The organism is Streptomyces olivoverticillatus (assembly GCF_014203555.1).
Lineage (GTDB): Bacteria > Actinomycetota > Actinomycetes > Streptomycetales > Streptomycetaceae > Streptomyces > Streptomyces olivoverticillatus.
Genome location: NZ_JACHJH010000010.1, coordinates 84978 through 106332, shown reverse-complemented (window position 1 = coordinate 106332; position 21355 = coordinate 84978). Strand labels below are relative to the sequence as shown.

General features: G+C 71.7%; 18 protein-coding genes and 1 tRNA gene. 13 read left to right on the top strand and 6 right to left on the bottom strand.

The window, feature by feature from the left end; all coding sequences use genetic code 11:
- The 3 genes from FHS39_RS24695 to FHS39_RS24685 all read left to right on the top strand — a co-directional run.
- Nucleotides 1-507 (top strand): flavodoxin-dependent (E)-4-hydroxy-3-methylbut-2-enyl-diphosphate synthase (locus FHS39_RS24695; RefSeq protein WP_184351701.1); only part of this gene is annotated, 507 nt, incomplete at its 5' end.
- Nucleotides 508-565: 58 nt separating this feature from the next.
- Nucleotides 566-2524, top strand: coding sequence for a 1-deoxy-D-xylulose-5-phosphate synthase (dxs, locus tag FHS39_RS24690; protein WP_184351700.1), 1959 nt, complete (start codon nucleotides 566-568; stop codon nucleotides 2522-2524).
- Complete coding sequence (locus tag FHS39_RS24685; protein WP_184351699.1) at nucleotides 2521-3918, top strand: aspartate aminotransferase family protein; 1398 nt, start codon at nucleotides 2521-2523, stop codon at nucleotides 3916-3918. The genes dxs and FHS39_RS24685 overlap by 4 nt, the downstream gene beginning before the upstream one ends.
- A gap of 49 nt (nucleotides 3919-3967) precedes the next feature.
- On the opposite strand, the gene FHS39_RS24680 is transcribed toward FHS39_RS24685, so the two are convergent.
- Nucleotides 3968-4756, bottom strand: a complete 789-nt coding sequence (locus tag FHS39_RS24680; RefSeq protein WP_184351709.1) for a tyrosine-protein phosphatase — start codon at nucleotides 4754-4756, stop codon at nucleotides 3968-3970.
- A 156-nt stretch (nucleotides 4757-4912) separates the two neighbouring features.
- Between FHS39_RS24680 and FHS39_RS24675 the strand changes: the two genes are divergently transcribed.
- Nucleotides 4913-5713 (top strand): GDSL-type esterase/lipase family protein, encoded by an 801-nt coding sequence (locus FHS39_RS24675; protein ID WP_184351698.1) that lies wholly within the window; start codon nucleotides 4913-4915, stop codon nucleotides 5711-5713.
- 23 nt (nucleotides 5714-5736) lie between these two features.
- On the opposite strand, the gene FHS39_RS24670 is transcribed toward FHS39_RS24675, so the two are convergent.
- A complete protein-coding gene (locus FHS39_RS24670) occupies nucleotides 5737-6222 on the bottom strand; it encodes an ATP-binding protein (RefSeq protein WP_045934437.1) in 486 nt (161 codons plus the stop codon).
- Nucleotides 6223-6356: 134 nt separating this feature from the next.
- Here FHS39_RS24670 and FHS39_RS24665 point away from each other — a divergent pair, with 134 nt between their 5' ends.
- Genes FHS39_RS24665 through FHS39_RS24655 form a run of 3 tightly spaced genes read left to right on the top strand, consistent with a single transcriptional unit; the run spans nucleotide 6357 to nucleotide 8382 of the window.
- Nucleotides 6357-7223 (top strand): helix-turn-helix domain-containing protein, encoded by an 867-nt coding sequence (locus FHS39_RS24665; protein ID WP_045934436.1) that lies wholly within the window; start codon nucleotides 6357-6359, stop codon nucleotides 7221-7223.
- Between the two features lie 5 nt (nucleotides 7224-7228).
- A complete protein-coding gene (locus tag FHS39_RS24660; RefSeq protein WP_045934435.1) occupies nucleotides 7229-7495 on the top strand; it encodes a DUF397 domain-containing protein in 267 nt (88 codons plus the stop codon).
- Nucleotides 7496-7548: 53 nt separating this feature from the next.
- Complete coding sequence (locus FHS39_RS24655) at nucleotides 7549-8382, top strand: SAM-dependent methyltransferase (protein ID WP_184351708.1); 834 nt, start codon at nucleotides 7549-7551, stop codon at nucleotides 8380-8382.
- 6 nt (nucleotides 8383-8388) lie between these two features.
- Here FHS39_RS24655 and FHS39_RS24650 read toward each other — a convergent pair whose 3' ends face one another.
- A complete protein-coding gene (locus tag FHS39_RS24650; RefSeq protein WP_184351697.1) occupies nucleotides 8389-8949 on the bottom strand; it encodes a carboxymuconolactone decarboxylase family protein in 561 nt (186 codons plus the stop codon).
- 155 nt (nucleotides 8950-9104) lie between these two features.
- On the opposite strand from FHS39_RS24650, the gene FHS39_RS24645 reads away from it, so the two are divergent.
- Together FHS39_RS24645 and FHS39_RS24640 are read left to right on the top strand one after the other, a co-directional pair.
- Nucleotides 9105-9758: an alpha-ketoglutarate-dependent dioxygenase AlkB family protein gene (locus tag FHS39_RS24645; protein ID WP_184351696.1), complete on the top strand. Its 654-nt coding sequence runs from the start codon at nucleotides 9105-9107 to the stop codon at nucleotides 9756-9758.
- A 205-nt stretch (nucleotides 9759-9963) separates the two neighbouring features.
- Nucleotides 9964-11127, top strand: a complete 1164-nt coding sequence (locus FHS39_RS24640) for an MBL fold metallo-hydrolase (protein ID WP_184351695.1) — start codon at nucleotides 9964-9966, stop codon at nucleotides 11125-11127.
- Here the strand turns inward: FHS39_RS24640 and FHS39_RS24635 are convergent.
- Both FHS39_RS24635 and FHS39_RS24630 read right to left on the bottom strand, forming a co-directional pair.
- Nucleotides 11124-11768 (bottom strand): GNAT family N-acetyltransferase, encoded by a 645-nt coding sequence (locus FHS39_RS24635; RefSeq protein ID WP_184351694.1) that lies wholly within the window; start codon nucleotides 11766-11768, stop codon nucleotides 11124-11126. The genes FHS39_RS24640 and FHS39_RS24635 overlap by 4 nt on opposite strands.
- A gap of 124 nt (nucleotides 11769-11892) precedes the next feature.
- The gene (locus FHS39_RS24630) at nucleotides 11893-15132 is read right to left on the bottom strand and encodes an amidohydrolase family protein (RefSeq protein ID WP_246470468.1); all 3240 of its coding nucleotides are present in this window, start codon (nucleotides 15130-15132) and stop codon (nucleotides 11893-11895) included.
- Nucleotides 15133-15401: 269 nt separating this feature from the next.
- Between FHS39_RS24630 and FHS39_RS24625 the strand changes: the two genes are divergently transcribed.
- A tRNA-Pro gene (locus FHS39_RS24625) sits at nucleotides 15402-15475 on the top strand.
- A 986-nt stretch (nucleotides 15476-16461) separates the two neighbouring features.
- On the opposite strand, the gene FHS39_RS24620 is transcribed toward FHS39_RS24625, so the two are convergent.
- The gene (locus FHS39_RS24620) at nucleotides 16462-17508 is read right to left on the bottom strand and encodes an integrase core domain-containing protein (protein WP_221463207.1); all 1047 of its coding nucleotides are present in this window, start codon (nucleotides 17506-17508) and stop codon (nucleotides 16462-16464) included.
- A gap of 980 nt (nucleotides 17509-18488) precedes the next feature.
- Between FHS39_RS24620 and FHS39_RS24615 the strand changes: the two genes are divergently transcribed.
- The 3 genes from FHS39_RS24615 to FHS39_RS24605 all read left to right on the top strand — a co-directional run bounded on the left by FHS39_RS24615 (nucleotide 18489) and on the right by FHS39_RS24605 (nucleotide 21274).
- Nucleotides 18489-18776 (top strand): antibiotic biosynthesis monooxygenase family protein, encoded by a 288-nt coding sequence (locus tag FHS39_RS24615; RefSeq protein WP_184351692.1) that lies wholly within the window; start codon nucleotides 18489-18491, stop codon nucleotides 18774-18776.
- 13 nt (nucleotides 18777-18789) lie between these two features.
- On the top strand, nucleotides 18790-19443 hold the full coding sequence (locus tag FHS39_RS24610) for a DUF2867 domain-containing protein (RefSeq protein WP_184351691.1): 654 nt from the start codon (nucleotides 18790-18792) through the stop codon (nucleotides 19441-19443).
- Nucleotides 19444-19786: 343 nt separating this feature from the next.
- Nucleotides 19787-21274 (top strand): carboxylesterase/lipase family protein, encoded by a 1488-nt coding sequence (locus FHS39_RS24605; RefSeq protein ID WP_184351690.1) that lies wholly within the window; start codon nucleotides 19787-19789, stop codon nucleotides 21272-21274.
- Nucleotides 21275-21355 lie beyond the last annotated feature (81 nt).

The following is a 21355-nucleotide window of genomic DNA, read 5'->3' as shown; positions in this document are numbered from 1 at the left end:
GTCACCGAGGCGGGCCCGGCCTTCCAGGGCACCATCAAGTCCGCCGTCGCCTTCGGTGCCCTGCTCTCCGAGGGCATCGGCGACACCATCCGCGTCTCCCTCTCCGCCCCGCCGGCCGAGGAGATCAAGGTCGGCATCCAGATCCTGGAGTCGCTGGGCCTGCGCCAGCGCCGCCTGGAGATCGTCTCCTGCCCGTCCTGTGGCCGCGCCCAGGTCGATGTCTACAAGCTGGCCGAAGAGGTGACCGCCGGCCTGGAGGGCATGGAGGTGCCGCTGCGGGTGGCCGTCATGGGCTGTGTCGTCAACGGTCCCGGCGAGGCCCGCGAGGCGGATCTCGGTGTGGCCTCCGGCAATGGCAAGGGGCAGATCTTCGTCAAGGGCGAGGTCATCAAGACCGTCCCCGAATCGAAGATCGTCGAGACCCTCATCGAAGAAGCGATAGCACTCGCCGGCCGAATGGAGGCGGAGGGCGCCCTGCCGGGGACGCCCGACGTCACCGTCGTCTGACCGGTCATCCGAGACACGAGCCTGACAGACAAGGCCGACTAAGGAGGAGGGGGCCGGCGTGTCGTTGCTGGAGAACATCCGCAGTCCGCGCGACCTGAAGTCACTGGACGGAGAAGAGCTGACCGAACTCGCCGAGGAGATCCGCCACTTCCTGGTCCACGCTGTGGCCAGGACCGGCGGCCATCTGGGGCCCAACCTCGGCGTGGTGGAGCTGACCATCGCCCTGCACCGCTCGTTCGACTCGCCCGCCGACCGCATCCTGTGGGACACCGGCCACCAGAGCTACGTCCACAAGCTGCTGACCGGGCGCCAGGACTTCTCCAAGCTGCGCGGCAAGGGGGGCCTGTCCGGCTACCCCTCGCGCGAGGAGTCCGAGCACGACGTCATCGAGAACAGCCACGCCTCCACCGTCCTGGGCTGGGCGGACGGGCTGGCCAAGGCCAACCAGGTGCTCGGGCGCTGGAACCGCCACGTCGTCGCCGTCATCGGCGACGGAGCGCTCACCGGGGGCATGGCCTGGGAGGCGCTCAACAACATCGCCGCCGCCAAGGACCGGCCGCTGATCATCGTCGTCAACGACAACGAACGCAGCTACGCGCCCACCATCGGCGGCCTCGCCAACCACCTCGCCACCCTGCGCACCACCGACGGCTACGAACGCGTCCTGTCCTGGGGCAAGGACGCCGTCCAGGGCCTGCCGCTGGTCGGCAAGCCGCTGTACGAGTCGCTGCACGGCGCCAAGAAGGGGTTCAAGGACGCCTTCGCGCCGCAGGGCATGTTCGAGGACCTGGGGCTCAAGTACCTCGGCCCCATAGACGGGCACGACATCGCCGCCGTCGAGTCGGCGCTGCGCCGGGCCAAACGGTTCCACGGGCCCGTGCTCGTCCACTGCCGCACCGAGAAGGGCCGCGGCTACCAGCCCGCCCTGGAGGACGAGGCGGACCGCTTCCACACGGTCGGGGTGATGAACCCGCTGACCTGTGAGCCGCTGTCGCCCTCCGGCGGCACGTCCTGGACCTCGGTGTTCGGCGACGAAATGGTGAAGATCGGCGCCGAGCGGCCCGACGTGGTGGCGATCACGGCGGCCATGCTCCACCCGGTGGGGCTCACCAAGTTCGCCGACGCCTACCCGGACCGGGTCTGGGACGTGGGCATCGCCGAGCAGCACGCGGCGACCTCCGCGGCGGGCCTGGCCACCGGTGGTCTGCACCCGGTCTTCGCTGTCTACGCCACCTTCCTCAACCGCGCCTTCGACCAGGTGCTGATGGACGTCGCCCTGCACAAGTGCGGCGTCACCTTCGTCCTGGACCGGGCCGGCGTCACCGGCACCGACGGCGCCTCCCACAACGGCATGTGGGACATGTCGGTGCTCCAGGTCGTGCCCGGCCTGCGCATCGCCGCCCCGCGCGACGCCGGGCAGCTCCGCCTCCAGCTGCGCGAGGCCGTCGAGGTGGCGGACGCCCCGACCGTCGTGCGCTTCCCGAAGGAGAACGTCGGCGAGGACATCCCCGCCGTCGGCCGGGCCGGCGGCATGGACGTGCTCGCGCGGCCGGACGGCGAGGAGGACGCCGACGTGCTGCTCGTCGCCGTCGGGCCCATGGCCCGGGTGGCGCTGGACGCCGCCGGGCTGCTGCAGGCGCGCGGCACCGGCTGCACCGTGGTGGATCCGCGCTGGGTCAAGCCGGTCGACGAGGCGCTGCCCGTGCTCGCCCAGCGGCACCGCATGGTGGCCGTCATCGAGGACAACAGCCGTACCGGCGGCGTCGGCTGGGCCGTGGCCCAGGCGCTGCGGGACGCCGGGACGGACCTGCCGGTGCGGACCTTCGGCATCCCCGAGCAGTTCCTGGCCCACGCCAAGCGCTCCGAGGTGCTGGCGGACCTGGGGCTGACCCCTGCGGAGATCGCGGGGCGGATCAGTGCGGCACTCGTCCGCAAGGAGCCCGGCCCGGCCCGTAAGGAGGCCGCCCTGGTCGGTAAGGAGGCCGCTTTGACCAGTAAGGGGAATGGCAGCACATGACCGCCGACGGCACCACGAGATTCGACCTGGCACGGCTGCTGGCCGAGCGCGGCGGTGAACGGTACGACCTGCACGCCCGGCACCTCAACCACCAGCTGCCGCGCATGCTGCGCACCATCGGCTTCGACAAGGTCTACGAGCGGGCCGAAGGCGCCTACTTCTGGGACGCCGACGGCCAGGACTACCTCGACATGCTCGCGGGCTTCGGGGTGATGGGCCTCGGCCGCCACCACCCGGTCATCCGCAAGGCGCTGCACGACGTCCTCGACGCCTCGCTCGCCGACCTCACCCGCTTCGACTGCCCGCCGCTGCCGGGGCTGCTCGCCGAGAAGCTGCTGGCGTACGCCCCGCACCTGGACCGGGTGTTCTTCGGCAACAGCGGCACCGAGGCGGTCGAGACCGCGCTGAAGTTCGCCCGGTACGCCACCGGCAAGCCCAGGATCCTGTACTGCACGCACGCCTTCCACGGCCTGACGGCGGGCTCGCTCTCGGTCAACGGTGAGGACGGCTTCCGGGACGGCTTCGCGCCCCTGCTGCCCGACACCGCGGTGCCGATGGGCGACCTGGAGCGCCTGGAGCGGGAGTTGGCCCGCGGTGACGTGGCGGGCCTGGTGATCGAGCCGGTGCAGGGCAAGGGCGTCACGGTCGCGCCGTCCGGCTATCTGCTCGCCGCCCAGCGGCTGCTGCACCGGCACAAGGCGCTGCTCATCGCGGACGAGGTACAGACGGGCATCGGGCGGACGGGCGAGTTCTTCGCCTACCAGCACGACGCCGGGGTCGAGCCGGACCTGGTGTGCGTGGCCAAGGCGCTCTCGGGCGGCTATGTGCCCGTGGGCGCGACGCTCGGCAAGGACTGGATCTTCAAGAAGGTCTACTCCTCCATGGACCGGGTCCTCGTCCACTCGGCGAGCTTCGGCTCCAACGCGCAGGCCATGGCGGCGGGGCTGGCGGTGCTGTCGGTGATGGAGGAGGAGCGCGTCACCGAGCGCGCCCGCACCACCGGGGAGCTGCTGACGTCCCGGCTGGCGGCGCTCACCGGGAAGTACGAGCTGCTGCACGAGGTGCGCGGGCGCGGCCTGATGATCGGCATCGAGTTCGGCAGGCCCAAGTCGCTGGGCCTGCGCAGCCGCTGGGCGATGCTCCAGGCGGCCCGCAAGGGCCTGTTCGCGCAGATGGTGGTGGTGCCGCTGCTGCAGAAGCACCGCATCCTCACCCAGGTCTCCGGCGACCACCTGGAAGTGATCAAGCTGATCCCGCCGCTGATCATCGGAGAGCGGGAGGTGGACCGCTTCGTGGACGCCTTCACGGCCGTCATGGACGATGCGCACAACGGTGGCGGGCTGATGTGGGACTTCGGGCGCACCCTGGTCAAGCAGGCGGTGGCCGGGCGCTGACGGCGCCGGCGGGGGCGGGCCGTGCGGCGGCCCCCGCCCGTGCAGCCGGTCAGTCCGTGAGCAGGTGCCCGCGCAGCCGCTCACGGGCCTCGGGGGCCAGCGACAGGCCCTCGGTGAGGTAGCGCTCGGTCGTGCCCCATGTCTCCTCGATGGCCGCGAAGGCGGCGGCCAGGTACTCCGCGCGGGCCTCGAACAGCGGCGAGAGCAGCTGCGTGATCTCGTCGGACGTCGTCGCGTCGAGGCCCTCGGCGCGCTGCACCCGGTAACGGCGGTGCAGCGCGTTGGACTCCAGGTAGTCGGCCTCGATGGCTTCGGCGTCGACGCCGAGGGCCAGCAGCGTGACGGCGACGGTCAGCCCCGCGCGGTCCTTCCCGGCCGCACAGTGCATCAGGGCGGGGACGGACGCGTCGGCCAGGGCGTGCAGCACCCGGCTCTGCTCGGCGGTGCGGGTGGTGATGATCTCGCGGTACGTCTGCATCATCCGTCCCGCGGCCCGGCCCTCGGCCAGCACGGCCCGCACCTGGGCGAGGTCGCGGGCGCGGATCATCTGCCAGAACTCGGCGCCCGCCGCAGGGTCGTTGAGCGGGATGTTGACGTTGCGCACCCCGGCGAGCGCCACGTCCGCGCCGTCCAGCTCGATGTCGGCGGCGTTGCGGAAGTCGAAGACGGTGTGCAGGCCGAGGGAGCCCAGGAAGACCGCGTCCGCCTCGGTGGCGTGGGCGAGGTGGCCGCTGCGGAAGAGGACGCCGGGCCGCACCCGCCGCCCGTCGGCGGTCGGCAGACCGCCCAGGTCACGGAAGTTGCGCACTCCCGCGAGTTCGGGCTCGGTGGACGGCATCTGCGGCGTCTGGGTCACGGGTAACTCCTGGGGAAATCGGCAGTTGCTGCATCGTATTCCGCGCTGTCTGATTTTGTAGGGGTGGGATACATCACGGCACGTCAACCCCTGGTTACGGTGGCGTAGGTCACTTGGGAAGGTGAAAGATGTACTGACGTGGCAGACGATTCGCATTCATTCAGCAAGAGCGCGATCGGCGCAATCGGGTCGTACGCGGCCGTCGGGGACAGCTTCACCGAGGGCGTCGGCGATCCGGGGCCCGACGGAAGCTTCATCGGCTGGGCCGACCGGCTGGCCGTACTCCTCTCCGACCAACAGGAAGAACACACCTTCCGGTACGCCAATCTCGCCGTCCGCGGGCGGCTCCTGGACCAGATCGTCGAGGAGCAGATCCCCCGGGCCAAGGAGCTAGGGCCGGATCTCGTCACGTTCTGCGCGGGGGGCAACGACATCCTGCGGCCGGGCAGCGACCCGGACGACGTGGCCGAGCGGTACGAGCGGGCCGTGGCCGAGTTGGCTGCGTCCGTCGGCACGGTGCTGCTGTGCACCGGCTTCGACACCCGCGGCATGCCGGTCCTGCGGCATCTGCGCGGCAAGATCGCGACGTACACCGCGCACGTGCGCGCCATCGCCGACCGCCATGGCTGTCCCGTCCTCGACCTGTGGTCGCTGCGCTCGGTGCAGGACCGGCGGGCCTGGAGCGAGGACCGGCTGCACCTGTCGGCGGACGGGCACACGCGCGTGGCCCTGCGCGCGGCCCAGGTCCTCGGCCTCCAGGTGCCGGCCGACCCCGATCAGGAGTGGCCCGGGGAGGATCAGCGGTCGGCCGCCGAGGTGCGCCGCGACAACATCCACTGGGCGCGCGAGCACTTGGTGCCGTGGATCGGACGCCGCCTGCGCGGTGAGTCCTCGGGGGACAACGTGGAGCCCAAGCGCCCGGACCTGCTGCCGCTCTGACGCGGCGATCGGGGCCAGAGGGGTCAGTGGGGGAGCGGCCCGTGCGGCAGATCGGCCCAGACGACACGGCCGCGGCCGCTGTCGTCGGGCCGGACCCCCCAGGCCTGGGACAGCGCGCCGACGAGCAGCAGGCCCCGCCCGCTCTCCTCGTCCGCGCCGCTGCACCGCGCCCTCGGCTCCGTCGGGGTGTGCCCCTGGTCGGCGACCTCTATCCGCAGCCGTGCGCCATTGATCCGCAGCTGGCAGCTGACCTTGTCGCTGTCGGTGTGGCGCACGGCGTTGGTGAACAGCTCCGACACCACCAACTGGGCGTCATCGCACGCCACTTCGTCTATTCCCCACTCCCGCAGCCGCGCGAGAACTCGTCTTCGCGCCTCCGCCACCGAGGTGTTGAGGGCCGGGAAGTGGAAGGCGTCCTGCAGGCGAACGGCAAGGAAACCGCCGCGGTGCCCGAGCGAGGGTGCGTCTTGGGAGGGGACCACTCCGCAACTATGTGCGATGTGGCTCATCTGTGGCAAGGTTCAATCTGTAAATTGCAGAATCGCAAGGACAGTCTGTCGGCTCCACGCCCCGCGTGGCACACTGCTGGCATATGCACGGGGTGTAGGCCGGTGCCCGGCACGGCAGTTGGAGGGGATGGACAGTGGCGGACGCGCGGCCGGCAGGCGCCCCGACCGTCCTGAGGGTCGTGCTCGGCAAGCGGCTCCAGGACCTCCGGGAGAAGGCCGGGCTCTCCTTCGAGGAGGCGGGCCGTGCCCTGGACGTCACGCACGCCACCGTCCGGCGCATGGAAAAGGCCGAAGTGGGACTGAAGATCCCGTATGTGGAGAAGCTGCTCCATGTCTACGGGGTCACCGACCCGCAGGAGGTCGAGGGCTTCCTCGCCCTGACCCGCGAGGCCAACCGCCCCGGCTGGTGGCACCGCTTCCGCGACGTGCTGCCCGAGTGGTTCAGCGCGTTCGTGAGCCTGGAGCAGGAGGCCAACCTCATCCGGGCCTACGAACCGCACTACATCCCCGGTCTGTTGCAGACCGAGGACTACGCGCGGGCGGTGCTCCGCGCCGGCATGCCGCACGCCCCGGAGGCCGACGTCGCCCGCGCCGTGGCCGTCCGCCGCGAACGCCAGGCCCTGCTCACCCGGGACCGGGCGCCGTTGCTGTGGGTGGTGATGGACGAGACCGTGCTGCGGCGGCCCATCGGCGGCCCGGACGTCATGCGCGCCCAGGTCGACCGGCTCATCGAGGTCAGCGACCTGCCCAACGTACGGCTGCAGTTCATGCCGTTCGCCGCCGGGCCGCATCCGGCGATGTACGGCCCCTTCCACATCTTCCGGTTCCCCATCCAGGAGCTTCCGGACATCGCCTACGCCGAAAACCTCGTCGGCGCCTCGTACTTCGACCAGCGCGACGACGTCTCGGCCTTCCTCGAGGCGCTGGACCGCATGTGCGCGCAGGCCGCGCCGGCACACACCACCAAGGCAATCCTGGGTGGCATTCGTAAGGAAATGTAAAAGCCATGGATCTGGACCACATATACAACGGCATGCCCGCGACCGACCTCGGCACCGAGGGCTGGAGCAAGCCGTGGAGCGGCGGCAACGGCGGAAGCTGCGTCGAGGTGATGCGGCTGGGGGACGGCCGGGTGGCGCTGAGACAGTCCACGGACCCGGCGGGGCCGGCGCTGATCTACACACACCACGAGATGGAGAGCTTCATCCGGGGTGCCAAGGCGGGCGAGGCCGACTTCCTGCTGGCCGGCCCGAGCGTGAGCGCCGCCGAGTAGGCGGGCCCGCACCAGATGCGTACCGAAGGGAACAGGGCGTGATCGAGCACAGCATGTCGGGGCAGGGCTTCTCGGCCGAGGAGATCGACACCAGCAGGCCGCACCCGGCCCGGATGTACGACTACTACCTCGGCGGCTGGGACAACTACGAGGTCGACCGCGCCGCCGCGGAGCGCGTCATCGAGGTCCACCCCCAGGTCCGGCTCTCCGCCCGCGCCAACCGCGCCTTCCTGCACCGGGCCGTGCGCGAGGCGGTGGACAGCGGCATCCGCCAGATCATCGACATCGGCACCGGCATTCCCACCTCCCCCAACACCCACGAGGTGGCACGGGAGGCGGCGCCCGGCGTCCGCGTCGCCTACGTCGACAACGACCCGATCGTGGCCACCCACGCCGGGGCGAAGCTCACGCACGCGGGCGGCACCGGATTCGTCCACGCGGACGTCCGGGAGCCGGAGACGATCCTGGACAGCCCCGTCGTCCAGGATCTGATCGACTTCCGGGAGCCGGTGGCGCTGCTGCTCGTCGCCGTCCTGCATTTCGTCAAGGACGAGGAGGACCCGGCCGGCATCGTCGCCGCCCTGGGCCGGGCGCTGCCCTCCGGCAGCCGGCTCGTCCTCTCCCACGCGACCGAGGAGCCCTACGAGGGCTACGCGGCCGGGCGCACCGACGTCCAGGCCCGGGACGGCGTGGTGAATGTCTACAAGAACGCCACCGCGGCCCTCAGCCTGCGCGGCCGCGCGGCCGTCGAGCCGCTCTTCGGCGACTTCGAACTCCTCGACCCCGGGCTGGTCCGCGTGCCGCTGTGGCGCCCGGACGGCCCGGTGCCCGATGCGGAGGAGCTCAACAACACCATTTTCTACGGCGGTGTGGGCTGCAAGAAGTGACGGGCGTCATGCGCCCGGGCGGGCCGGGACGTCACAGCTGTCCTTGAACCCCTGGCTGTGCAGCCCCAGGGCCGCGTTGATGCGCGAGCGGTGGTTCTCCACCGCGATCATCGCGGTCAGCTCCACGAGCCCGGCGTCGCCGAGCTGCCGCCGCAGCCGCTCCACCAGCTCGTCCTCCACGGTGGGCGGCGTGGCGGTCATCGCCTCGGAGTACTCCAGGACGTCGCGCTCCAGCGGCGTATAGACGTCGCTGTCCCGCCACCGCGGCACGTCTCGCAGCTTCTCCTGCGCCATGCCGTGGCTGTGGCTCAGCCAGTAGCCGAAGTCCATGCACCACGTGCAGCCGATGGCCGCGGCGGACGCCATCTCGGCGAGGTTCTTCAAGCCGGGGTCGACCTTCTTCCAGCGCGCGATCGACATCTCGAAGCGCGACGTCGTCATCATCACCTTGCGGTGGTGGGCGAGCGCCATCAGCGGGTCGAGGACCTTGCCGTACGTGCGCTTGCTGTACCACCGCACGAGGCGGACGAGGAGGGTGCGGGGCGGGTCGAGGGAGATGCGGGCCATGGCCGGACGCCTTTCGCGAATGGGTGGTGCGGTTGCTGTCACCCCTACGACGGTGCGGCCCGGCCCGTTTGTGACATCCCGCCGGAAGAAATTTGAAACCGCAGGTCAGAGGGCATCCCGGCCGAGTGTCGGACCCCGCGCCTAGGCTGGCCGGCATGGACGACGAGCTCTTCCCGCGCCCGCCCGCCGAGATCGCTCCGGGCGCCGTCCACGTCCCCGGCTGGCTGGACCTCGCGGCGCAGCGCCGGCTGCTGGACGCCTGCCGGGAGTGGGCCAAGCCGCCCGCGGGCCTGCGGACGGTACGGATGCCCAGCGGCGGCGAGATGTCGGTGCGGACGGTCTGCCTGGGATGGCACTGGTTCCCCTACGGCTACGCCCGTACCGTCGTCGACGGCGACGGCGCCCCGGTCAAGCCGTTCCCGCAGTGGCTGGGCGAGCTGGCCCGGGAGGCGGTGGCCAGGGCGTTCGGACGGCAGGCGGGCCCCGAGCCGTACGACATCGCGCTCGTCAACTTCTACGACGCGGCCGGCGGGGCCACGATGGGCCTGCACCGCGACAGCGACGAGAAGTCCGGTGCGCCCGTCGTCTCGCTCAGCCTCGGCGACGCGTGCGTCTTCCGGCTCGGCAACAGCGCCGGCCGCGGCCGCCCCTGGCGCGACGTCGAGCTGCGCAGCGGCGACCTCTTCGTCTTCGGCGGCCCGTCCCGCCTGGCCTACCACGGGGTGCCGCGCACCCGTCCCGGCACCTCGCCGCCCGCCCTGGGCCTGTCCGGAAGGCTGAACGTCACGCTGCGGGTGAGCGGGCTGTAGGCCGGGCGGCCGGGCGCGCACGGAAATTCGGATGCGCCGGGGGCCGGTGTGCCTGCACAGTGGCCTCGGCCGTACGGGGGAGGTACGGCGCCGTCCGGGCCCCGGCACAACGGGGGTGGGCCCGGGCGGCGCCCGGGCCGCGGCAAGGCTCCCCGGGCGCGGCGCGGATAATGAGGTGACCCGCTCTCCCCTTCCTGGAGGTGCCGTGACCGGCTTCCGCCCGACCAGTTCACCGCTCGACGCCCTGCGCCCGGCCGCGTTCGGAGCGGACCCGGCGGGGGAGCGGATGGCACGCATCAGGCGGTCGCCGCACTTCGCGAACGGCGTGTTCGTCAACCCCGAGGGCGCACGGCGGACTCCGAGCGCCTCCATGCTGGCGTTCCTGCCCACCTACTTCCGCAAGGAGGAGCGCGTCCGCCGCGCCCCCGCGCACGCCGTGCCCGTCCACCCGACCACGGTCGCCGACCTGGCCGTGCCCGCCGCCTCGGGACTGCGGCTCACCTGGCTGGGCCACTCCAGCGTGCTGGCCGAAATCGACGGTGCCCGCGTGCTGTTCGACCCGGTCTGGGGCGAGCGCTGCTCGCCGTTCGCCTTCGCCGGCCCCCGGCGGCTGCACCCGGTGCCGATGCCGCTGGCCGAGACCGGCCCGCTGGACGCGGTGGTGATCTCGCACGACCACTACGACCACCTGGACATGCCGACCGTCCGCGCGCTGGCCCGGACGGGCACGGCCTTCGTCGTCCCGCTGGGCGTCGGCGCCCACCTGGAGCACTGGGGTGTGGCCGCCGACCGCATCGCCGAACTCGACTGGCACGAGTCGACCCACGTCGCGGGGCTCACCCTCACCGCCACCCCGGCCCGCCACTTCTGCGGCCGGGCGCTGCGCAACACCCAGCACACGCTGTGGGCTTCGTGGGTGGTCGCCGGTCCCGAGCACCGCATCTTCCACAGCGGTGACACCGGCTACTTCCCCGGCTTCGCGGACATCGGCGAGCAGTACGGCCCGTTCGACGCCACGATGGTGCAGATCGGCGCGTACAGCGAGTTCTGGCCGGACATCCACATGACGCCGGAAGAGGGTATGCGGGCGCACGTCGACCTCCAGGGCGGCGACGCCGGGGCCGGGGTCATGCTGCCCATCCACTGGGGCACCTTCAACCTCGCGCCGCACCCGTGGGAGGAACCTGCGGAGGGCTCGGTCGCGGCGGCCGCGCAGCTGGGCGCCCGGATCGCCGTGCCGTGCCCGGGCCGGCCGTTCGAGCCCGCCGCGGGCCTGCCGCTGGACCCCTGGTGGCGCGCGGTCGCGGCGGCCCCCGCGTGCGAGTGGCCGAAGCTGCCCGAGGAACCGAAGGTCGTGCTCCAGGCCTAAGAGGTGCCCTGGGGGCGGTAGATGCACGCCGCCAGCGGAGCGTGTGCCTTCCAGCCCAGGGTCTCGTACAGCGCGCGCCCCTCGTCGGTGGCCCCCAGGACGGCGAGGTCCGCGCCCTCCGCCACGGCGCGGTCGGTGAGCGTGCGCATCACGAATCCGCCGAGCCCGCGGCGGCGGTGGGCCTGCCCGGTCTCGACGCGGTCGACGACCGCGGCCCGGCCGAGGTGGGCCACCTGACCCTTGGCCGCCAAGGCGCCCGCCGCGTCGAGCACCCGGACGTGGGTGACGCCGTCGCCGGTCTCCACGGAGGCGGTGTACCCCGCGGGCGCCACCGGGTGGGTGGGCGACAGGTCCACGGCCATCAGATGGCCCGTCTCCGCCTTGTCCGCCACCCAGCCCTCGGGGAGCCACTGCGCGGCCTCGTCCGGATCCATGGGCACCTTGATCCAGGTGTCCGGCACGGTCACCGAAGACGCGGCCGCGCGCACCAACGGCCCCTGGGCGTCGGGCAGCACGTGCCGCCCCACCTGGCCCGGGCTGTCCACCTCGATGTAGAACCCCCAGGGCGTCCGGGCCGCCCGGGGCCTGCGCCGCGACAAGGCCCAGCCGTCCACCCAGATCCTCGTCAGTTCCGGAACCATCGAGCCCTCCCGAAGTAATAGCCAACCACCGCGAGCAGACATTACTTCGGTGAGGGGTGTCCGGCATCTCCTTTATCCGGCGGCGGAGTTACGGGCCCGCCCGCGCGAGCGGACGGGACGGCCGTCAGTGCGCGTGGACCTCCATGTCGCAGCACGAATCGCGCCGCAGCTGCCGCCCGACCTCCAGCCAGTCCGGGTGCTCGTCCCCGTGCCGCACGGCCGGGCGGCACGTCCGCTCGTACGCGCCCACGAGCTCGCTCTGCCGCACCGGCGTCCCGCCCCGCAGCACGGATTCGGTGCGGATCAGCGTGGAGAAATCGGCGAACGGATCGCCGTCGACGATCGTGGCATCGGCCAGCTTCCCGGCCTCCAGCGTGCCCAGATCCTTCTCCGCGCCGAACACCCGCGCGGGCAGCACCGTCGCCGTGTGCAGGGCCTGGGCCGCCGACAGCCCGTACTGGTGCAGGGCGCGCAGCCCCAGGTGCAGGGAGAGCCCGACCGGCACCAGCGGCGCGTCCGTGCCGAGCGCGACGAGTCCGCCGCCCGCCAGCACCCGCCGGTAGACCTCGATCTCCCGCTGCAGCGTGGACAGCTGCTCCTCCGTGGGCGCCGCGGCGGCGGTCTGCCTCACGAGCTCCACGTCCCACGGCGGCATCAGCGCGGTGACCCGCGCGTCCCGGGCGAGCTCCGGATCCGAGCCGAGCAGGGGCACCGAAGTGAAGATCGTGGCGATCAGATGGAAGTCGGCGGCCGTGTAGATCTCCGTCAGGTCCTGGCACGCCCGGCCCGTCGCCGTCGTGGCGTGCCCGAACTCCAGTCGCTGCGTGGCCTGGAGATGGGTCGTCAGATCCTGGCCGAGCTGCACGCCCGGCGAGCACAGATGGCTCCCGGAGCGCACCCCGAGGCGCTCGTGCGCGAAGCGCGCCGCCTCCTCCATCACCCAGCCGGGCGCGCGCACGTACGTCTTGACGAAGTCCCAGTCCAGGGCCGAGGCGCGGGCCAGCGAGCGGCGCAGCCCCTCGCGGGTGCGGTGCGCCCGGCCCATGCTGTACGCGACCCGGGAGCCGTCCAGCAGTTCGCCGGCGGTGAGCAGACGCGGCCCGGCCAGTGCCCCGGCGGCCACCGCCTCGCGGATCCGCGCTTGCTCGTAGGCCGCTCCGCCGAAGGAGACGGCGGTGGTGATGCCGTAGGCCAGCTGCAGGGCGGTCTGGCGGCCGCCGTAGGTGATTTGCCAGGGATGTGTGTGTGCGTCCCAAAGCCCCGGGATCACGGTCTTGCCGGAGGCGTCGACGGTGCGCAGTGCCGCGCGGCGTGCGCGGTGCGGCTCGACGGCCGAGATCCGGCCGTCCCGGACCACCAGGTCGACGTCCTCCCGCACCGCCTTACCGGTGCCGTCCCACAGCCGCCCGGCGTGCACGACCGTGTCGGCGGGGGCGGGGCGGCGGTAGTCGAGGGTGACGGGCAGCGTGCGGGCGGTGCCGCCGGAGGTGTCCAGCAGGCGCAGCTTGCCCGCGGACAGATAGAGGATGTGGCGCGAGTCGCCGGACCAGGACGGATGGTCGGCCGCCTCGTCCGTCAGGCGGCGCGGCTCCCCGGCGGGGGTTCCATCGCCCCGTACCGGCAGCAGCCACAGCGCGGACTCGCTGATCACCGCCATCGAGCGGCCGTCGGGGGACCAGGCGGGGCCGGAGTCGTAGCGGTCGGAGACCGAGGCGTGCGGGGCGATCGCGTGCAGCCGGGCGGCGCCGCTCGCCACGTCGACGATGCGGATGAGGTTGTAGCCCTCGCGGAAGCGCTGGTTGAGACGGTTGCGGTCGCAGAAGGCGACGAAGCGGCCGTCTGGGGACCAGCTCGGCCTGCCGGGCAGCCCGCCGCCGCCCAGCGGTGTGGCCAGGACCCGCTCGGTGCCGGCGGCCAGATCGCGCACGACGAGACGCCCGGACATGTCCAGGCAGGCCAGCCGGGTGCCGTCCGGCGACAGCGCAGGGCTGACGCGCCCGCCGTCCGCCAGCACGGTCTCCTCGCCGGAAGCGAGATCGCGGCGGCGCACGGCGAGCAGCCCGTCGCGGTCGTCGGCGTAGATCAGCGCCCGCCCGTCGCGCGACCAGGACGGACCCAGCAGATAGCGGGTCGGCTCGGCCCGTACGACCTGGCGGGGCGCCCGGCCGCCGGAGACGTCGGCGATCCAGAGCGCGTTCAGCGCGGCGAAGGCCACCTGCCGGGCGTCGGGGGAGAGCGCCGGAAGGTGCAGGGACCGTACCGGGCGGGCCCGGCCGCCGGTGCCGAAGTCGTACTGCTTGACCCGGTATCGGGGCCGGTCGAGCGGCAGCTTGGCGGCGAAGGGGATGGTGGCGGTGGCCGTCGCGATGCCGGACGTCTGTCCGGAGGCGACCTCCGGACGGATGATCCGGAACTCCCCGCTCACGGTCAGCAGCAGCTCCTCGCGGGAGACCCACCGCGGCGGCACGGGCTCCACGTCCCCCTCGACGCGCACCACCGCACCGTCCACGACGAGCGTGCAGGAGGCGGCGGGCGAGGCGGTCGTCCGCAGATAGGCCAGCCGCCCGCCGGGCGAGACCGCCGGCGTCATCACCTGCGCGGCGGCGCTCTCGGTGTGCTCGACGCGCACCGGCCCCCGCCCGTCGGCCGGCGCGGACGCCACCGTACGGGCCTCCAGAGCGGTCCCCGCGAGGCGGGCGCGTACGAACAGCAGCCGTGTGCCGTCAGCCGACCAGACGGGGTCGAAGTCCTCCCACGCCCCGTCCTGCGCCGGGCCCTCCTGCCCCTGCACCCCGGTGACCTGCGTCAACGCCCGGCTGCGCACGTCCACCACCCACACCCGGTACGGGCTCCCGGCCACCGGGTCGCCGCCCCGCTCGGAGGCGAAGGCGATCCGCGTGCCGTCCGGCGACCAGGAAGGGCCCCGGTCGTCCCAGGGCCCGTCGGTGAGCTGCCGAAGCCCCGACCCGTCGGTGCGCAGCGTCCAGATGTGGAAGCCGCCGCCGCGGTAGGCGCACACCGCGAGCTGTCTGCCGTCGGGGGAGTGGACGGGCCGGGTGGGCTCGAGGTCGGCCGGGGTGATCGCCACCGCGTCGCCACCCTTCCGGGGGACGGACCACAGGACGTTCTGCACCTCGGCGATCAGCCGGTCCCCGGCGGGGGAGAGGCTGCCCGCCCCGTTGGTGGCCCCGGTGAACGACAGCACCACCGACCGCGCACCGCCGCCCGCGGCGCTTGCCGTCTCCACGGGCAGGGCGACCCCCGCCCCGGCCACGGCGGCGGTACCGGCAGCCGCCTGCAGAAACCGGCGTCGGGAGAGGTCGGAGCCGGAGGCGGGGGTGGGGGCGGGGCCGGTGATGTCCAACTGTCCTCCAGCTGTGGTGGAGTTGCGCGGTTCGACAGGCTTCGGCGGGCGGTGATCGCCGGCCGAAGGGGTAGATGGTTGCATGCCGCACACGCCCACGGTCAACACCGCGGCCTCCATGATCGAACAGTTGCTCGTCGACCGGACCGGCCTCAGGCCCCCGCCGCCCCCGGCCCCCTGCCCGGGAACCGCGCGCGAGCACCGCGTGAAGTGCGGTATTGTTCTCGTGCGCGGTCGGCCAGGGCGAAAACCCCGGGCCGGACAAGCACCGGGACGTGGCGCAGTTTGGTAGCGCACTTGACTGGGGGTCAAGGGGTCGTGGGTTCAAATCCCGCCGTCCCGACAAGGGTTCGCCCCATTGTCGCAGGTCAGAGGCCGTTTTCTCGTTCGCGAGGGAGCGGCCTTCGGCGTGCTTCCGGGCCTGCTTCTCACATTCGTCTCACGGTTTCATGGTTAGACGCCGGGGCCGGAGGCTGCTCGGCGTCGGGAGCTGGTGACTGTATGTGGCCGCGTTGGCTGAAGACCGTCGTGGTGAGCGATCGAGGAAAAGGCGTCTTCGAGGCGTCAGGTGGGGGCCAGGAAGGCGAGCGCAAGCGAATCGCTGCTGACGTGTCGAAATTGGGTAGGACGACATCGAAACCGGGGTGTTGGAACGGTCCCGGGATAAGCCTGGCGGGAGCCCGCCTATTGGCCAGGCGGTGTCCGGCATGAAGGCGACGCGATCCTGGTCTGTTGCTCCTACGTGGAACGTGAGAAGGCGTGCCCCGACACCGCCCGTCCCCGAGGACGGCAAGAGGGAGAGCCCGAGTCGGGAGTTCCCCGTAGGGCGTGAGTACCGTCGCGGGGTGCGCCGGCGGACCGGCTCGTAGTAGCGCTGAGGCCCCTGTAATGGGGGTGGAGCGAAGGGGCCGGGTCATCCGTGGCTGTTGTTCGGTCAGTCAACCGGAGTGCCCGGGAGGAGCTGGGTGAACGAGCTGAAAGTACGAGGCAAGCCGTTCGATATCTCGAAGCGGGAGGTTTGGGAGTCCTGGTGTGAGGTGAAGGGAAACAAGGGCGCGCCGGCGTGGACGGGCAGTCAATCGCCGATTTCGAGGCCGATTTGCAGAGCAACCTCTACAAGATCTGGAACCGAATGTCGTCGGGGACGTACTTCCCGCCTCCGGTACGCGCGGTGGAAATTCCGAAACAGCATGGCGGCGGCATGAGAATGCTCGGCATTCCCACGGTCGCCGACCGGGTCGCCCAGGCGCTTGTGGCCAGGCATCTGGGAATTCGTGTGGACCCGGTATTCCATCCGGACTCCTGTGCGTGCCGACAACCCCTGTCACCCTATGCGACCTGGGCGTATTCATGGATGAGGCCGCCGAGGCGGTCGCGCCGGATGACACGCGATTGGTCATTGGCGGAGGGCGGTTCGGGCGTGCCGACGTTGTCGGGGGGGCGTTGTCCGAGTGATCGGTGAGGCCGATGTTCGTTGTGGTGGCTGGCGTACTCGGTGACGACGAGGCGCAGGTGTCGCTCTCCCGTGATCAGGATCCGGTCGGTGGCCTCGCGGCGGCATGATCCGACCCAGCGCTCGGCGATTGCGTTCATCCGGGGCACGCCCGCAAGGATCGGCACCACGCGGGCGCCAATGGCGGTGAAGACCGCGTCGAAGCCCTCGGTGAAGTAGCCAGCGTTGTCGCGGATCAGGTACTGGATGCCGGCGGCGCCCACGTCGTCCGGGGCCATCAGCAGGTTGCGGGCCTGTTGGGTGGCCCACTCGGCGGTGACGTTGCGGGTGACGCCGGCGATGTGCACGCGCCGGGTGCCGTGCTCGATGAAGAACAGGACGAACACGCGTCTCAGACATACGGTGTCCACGTGGAGGACGTCGACGGCGATGATCCCTTGGGCCTGGGCGGCGAGGAATCGGGACCAGGAGCGGTCGGCGCGCTGGGGCGCCGGGTCGACCCCGGCCTGCTTCAAGATCTCCCAGACGGTGGAGGCGGCGACCTTCCAGCCCAGGTTGAGCAGTTCGCCGTGGATCCGGCGATACCCCCATCCGTCGTTCTCGCGGGCCAGGCGCAGCACCAGAGCCCGCAGTGCCTCGGGCTTGGCGGGGCGACCCGGGTCTCGGTGCCGATAGGTCCACTTCCTCGCGACCAACCTCGCGTGCCAACACAGCACGGTACGCGGGGTGACCAGCAACTTCAGCGCCGACCGGCGACGCTTGCTCAGGAGCCTGAGCAGGGCAGCGAGCACCGCGCGGTCTCCGCAGCTGAAAGCGGGCTTGGGGCTGCTGCGCTGCAGGACGGCCAGCTGGCGCCGGAGCACCAGTATCTCCACATCCTTGGCCGCGGAGGATCGCGCCAGCAGCCGCAGCCAGCTGAACAAGAGGCAGCCGAATCAGTGGACCAGACGGAACGTCACGATCCCAAGCGTGGGCCGATGGGGTCACGAGCACTCTCGATGTGATCACACCGTGACCCTCAAGCTGCAGCTCAGCGTAGGTGACAGGGTTGTCGGCACCCATCGGCAGTCACGCCCAGGATGTGCACCCGGCGGGTGCGTATGCGTACCTCCATGACGAACAGCGCGTAGAGGCGCTTGAGTGCGATCGTGTCCACGTGGAAGAAGTCCGTGGCCAGCACCCCGCTGCTCCGGGCTTGGAGGAATGCGCGCCACTCGCCGCGAGCGGCACGGTGCCGCGGTGCCGGCCCGAGCCCGGCACCGCGGAGCACCCTGCGTACGGTCGCTGACGCGGTGCCCGAGGCGGCGCAGCTCGCCGTACACGTGGCGGAATCCCCAGCGGGGGTTCTCCACGCCGAGCCGGGTGATCAGGTCGCGCAGCTCTGCCGCCAGCGGTGGGCGTCCCGGTGACGGCGGCTGCGTCCACTTCTTCTTGACCAGGCGCTGGTGCCAGGCCAGCAGGGTGAGCGGGGAGACGATCCCCTGCGCGCGCAGGGCTCGCGGCAGCACGCGGGCCATCGCGGCCAGCAGCGCTCGGTCCGCCCAGCCGGGCTTGGGCCTGGCGACCTGACGGCGCAGCACCGCGATCTCGTGCCGCAGGATCAGTATCTCCGTGTCCTTGGCCGCGGAGGACCGGGCTAGCAGGACCAGCCACGCGAAGACCCGCGTGGCGACCAGGTAGAGCATCCGTACAAGCACGAGGACCGATCCTGGGGCCGTCGCCCGCAGGTCCTCCTCGACCCACTTCTCGCGTGGCGTGCGGGGTGCTCCCGCAGGGGTGGGTCCTCTCCCTCCCGAGAGCTAGGCGTCTCATACCTAAGACCTATAAGCCACCGCGTAACAGGGCGTTAGCGTCAGTCTTGTACGCCACCGCATAAGGCAGATGAGGCAGAGGAGACAGCGTCATGGCATACGGATTCGTCGCCTACCACTACCCGACCCCTGAGCACTTCGAGGAGTTCGTCGGCCTCTGCCACCAGGTCGCCGACGTCATGCGGACGCAGCCGGGCTTCCTGTCCGTCGGGGTCTGGGCCACGCCCGACGGCGACGCGGTCGTCACCACCGGCGCGTTCGAGTCCGAGGAGGCGTTCCGGGCGACGTCCGACGCCGCCCGCGAGCTGGGCGCGACGCCCGACGGCTTGAGCGATCTGGAGGTCAAGCCCCGCCTGGTCCACTTCCTGGTGTCGCGGTGACGGGGAGGTTGTGATGTCCAGGAAGCTCCCCGTCGCCGCGCACACGGGGCAGCCGTGGCGGATCCACGAGATCGCGCCCGACTTCCGGGTGGAGGACGTGTGGGCGTTCCGCACCCCCGGGGCCGGACCCCACGACTTCCCGGTGGTGCTCGCCGCGCTGTGGGCGGCCGGGGGGCCGAAGAAGGCGCCCTGGCCGGTGCGGGCGCTGTTCGCTGCCCGGTGGAAGCTCGGCGCGCTTCTCGGCTGGGACAGGCCGTCAACGTGTATCGGTGCGAGGGTCGCCTCGCTGCGGGACCGCATGCCCCAGGACCTCCGCGACGCTCCACGCGGCCCGGACAGCGCCGACATGCCGCTCAAAGCGGTTTACGAGCTGGACGCCGAGAGCGCCCGCGAGCTGGCGAACAAGACCGTGCACACCATCATGCACCTCGGGTGGGTCCCGGCCGACAACGGCGAGCACGAGCTGCGCATGGCCGTCCTGGTCAAGCCCAACGGAACCTTCGGCCGGCTCTACATGGCAGCCATCGCGCCCTTCCGTCACCTGGTCGTCTACCCGGCGCTGACCCGCCAATGGGAGCACGCCTGGCACGACCGGAGCCGCGTGGACAGCCCCGACGGGACCGCGCGGCCCCGCGACGAGAACGGAGAGAGCCAAACGATCAAATGAGCCGGTCGGCTCATCACGTGGACGCACCCCTCGGCCTGGACGAGCTCGTGCACATCGCAGACCTCCTCGGCCGGTGGAGCGGTCCCGGAGAACAGGGGGCGCCGCCGCGCGCGCGGACATCCAGGCACGGCACGCACGAAGACCGAGGCGTGGTAAGCCGCCGATGGCGGAGTGCGGTTGAACGTGTGGGTGTGGGCGGATCGGTTTCCCGCGGAGTTCGCGGCCGGCTTCGCCGATGAGTTCCAGTGTGTCCTGCGTGCGGGGCCGGCCGGAGCGGCCGAGTTTGTCAACGTGTCATCAACAAGCGCGGGGTCCCTCAGTGTTTTGGACGAGGAGAGGCACGATGTTCGCGACTGATGTCGAGACCGCGGACGGCGTCGTCCGCGGTCGCCGGGCTCCGCGCGCGTTGCAGTGGCGGTCGATTCCCTACGCGGCGGCACCGGTCGGGGAGTTGCGGTTGCGGGCACCGCAACCGGTACAGCCGTGGGTGGGCGTACGCGACGCCACTCGGTTCGGGTGCGCGGCCGTACAGCGCCGCAACCCGATGGTGGGGTTGCGCCGGACCGGCGAGGACTGCCTGACTCTGAACGTGACCGCGCCCCCGGATCCCTCGGCGCGGTCGCGGCCCGTGCTGGTCTTCGTCCACGGTGGTGGTTACGTCTTCGACACCGCGGCCCGGTATCCGGGTGACTCGCTGGCGGCGCGCGGCGATGCGGTGGTGGTGACGCTCAACTACCGGCTGGGCGCACTCGGTTATGTCGACTTCACCGAGTTCTCCACGGCTGACCGGCCTTTCGAGTCGAGTCTCGGCTTGCGGGACCAGGTGGCGGCGTTGCGGTGGGTGCGTCGCAACATTGCCGCTTTCGGTGGCGATCCGGACAACGTCACCGTCTTCGGCGAGTCGTCGGGCGCGGACGCGGTGCTGACGCTGATGGTGACCCCGGCCGCGGCCGGGCTGTTCCACCGCGCGATCGCGCAGAGCCCGGCCGCGGACTGGGCGGCCGTGGATGTCGAGGAGGCCCGGCGGTTCGCCCGTCGGCTCCTCGGCCGGCTCGGCGTCGCCCCGGACTCCGCGACGCAGGCATTGACCACGGTGGCTGCGAAGGACCTCTGCCGGGCCGCCGAACGGGCGCTGCGGGATGTGGTGCGGGCCTTTCCCGGCAGCTACCCGATCGCACCGGTGGTCGACGGCGGCTTTCTGCCGCTGGACCCGCTGGACGCCATCACCGCGGGCAGCGCGCAGGCGGTGCCGCTGATCGTCGGCACCAATCGCGATGAATGCGCCCTGTCCCGGTTCGACGCGACCGTGCCGACCACCGCGCCCGTGCTGCGCGCCGCGCTGGAGCGCTGCGGCGCCGACCACGAGCGGGTGGTCGCCGCCTACCCCGGTTATCCGAAGCGGGCGGCCGCGGTCGGGGTCAGCACGGACTTCGTGCTGTGGCGACCGGTGCAGGCGGTGCTCGAAGGGCACAGCGGCCGGGCTCCCACGTTCTGCTACCGCTTCGACTTCGCACCGCGCGCGTTGCGCCGTGCCGGTTTGGGGGCCGTTCACGGGATCGAACTGCTGCCGGTGTTCGGTGGCGTCGACAGTGTGCCAGTGCGGCTGTTGACGCTGGCCGGCGGGCGGCAGGGATTTCGCGCCGTACAGGACGAGGTCCAGGACAACTGGCTGGCCTTCGCCCGTACCGGCCGGCCGCTCGCCTCCTGGCCGGAATACACGGTGGCGCAACGGAACACGCGCATCATCGACCATCCGTTGCGGATCGAGGTGGACCCGCAGCGGGAACGCCGGCTGGTCTGGGAAGGAATCCGCGTCCCCGCCGCGGAATGAGCGGTGCAGTGGAATGAGCCGTGCAACGGTCGCGGGGTACGTTCGCCAACGCGCGACCACCCTTGTCGGCAGTCGACCTCA

What these genes read in the sequence shown, in the direction of transcription:
- FHS39_RS24685 (WP_184351699.1), top strand. Translation starts at nt 2,521, where the DNA reads ATGACCGCCGACGGCACCACGAGATTCGACCTGGCACGGCTGCTGGCC.
- FHS39_RS24680 (WP_184351709.1), bottom strand. Translation starts at nt 4,756, where the DNA reads ATGCCGTCCACCGAGCCCGAACTCGCGGGAGTGCGCAACTTCCGTGAC.
- FHS39_RS24670 (WP_045934437.1), bottom strand. Translation starts at nt 6,222, where the DNA reads ATGAGCCACATCGCACATAGTTGCGGAGTGGTCCCCTCCCAAGACGCA.
- FHS39_RS24660 (WP_045934435.1), top strand. Translation starts at nt 7,229, where the DNA reads ATGGATCTGGACCACATATACAACGGCATGCCCGCGACCGACCTCGGC.
- FHS39_RS24655 (WP_184351708.1), top strand. Translation starts at nt 7,549, where the DNA reads ATGTCGGGGCAGGGCTTCTCGGCCGAGGAGATCGACACCAGCAGGCCG.
- FHS39_RS24650 (WP_184351697.1), bottom strand. Translation starts at nt 8,949, where the DNA reads ATGGCCCGCATCTCCCTCGACCCGCCCCGCACCCTCCTCGTCCGCCTC.
- FHS39_RS24645 (WP_184351696.1), top strand. Translation starts at nt 9,105, where the DNA reads ATGGACGACGAGCTCTTCCCGCGCCCGCCCGCCGAGATCGCTCCGGGC.
- FHS39_RS24635 (WP_184351694.1), bottom strand. Translation starts at nt 11,768, where the DNA reads ATGGTTCCGGAACTGACGAGGATCTGGGTGGACGGCTGGGCCTTGTCG.
- FHS39_RS24615 (WP_184351692.1), top strand. Translation starts at nt 18,489, where the DNA reads ATGGCATACGGATTCGTCGCCTACCACTACCCGACCCCTGAGCACTTC.
- FHS39_RS24610 (WP_184351691.1), top strand. Translation starts at nt 18,790, where the DNA reads ATGTCCAGGAAGCTCCCCGTCGCCGCGCACACGGGGCAGCCGTGGCGG.
- FHS39_RS24605 (WP_184351690.1), top strand. Translation starts at nt 19,787, where the DNA reads ATGTTCGCGACTGATGTCGAGACCGCGGACGGCGTCGTCCGCGGTCGC.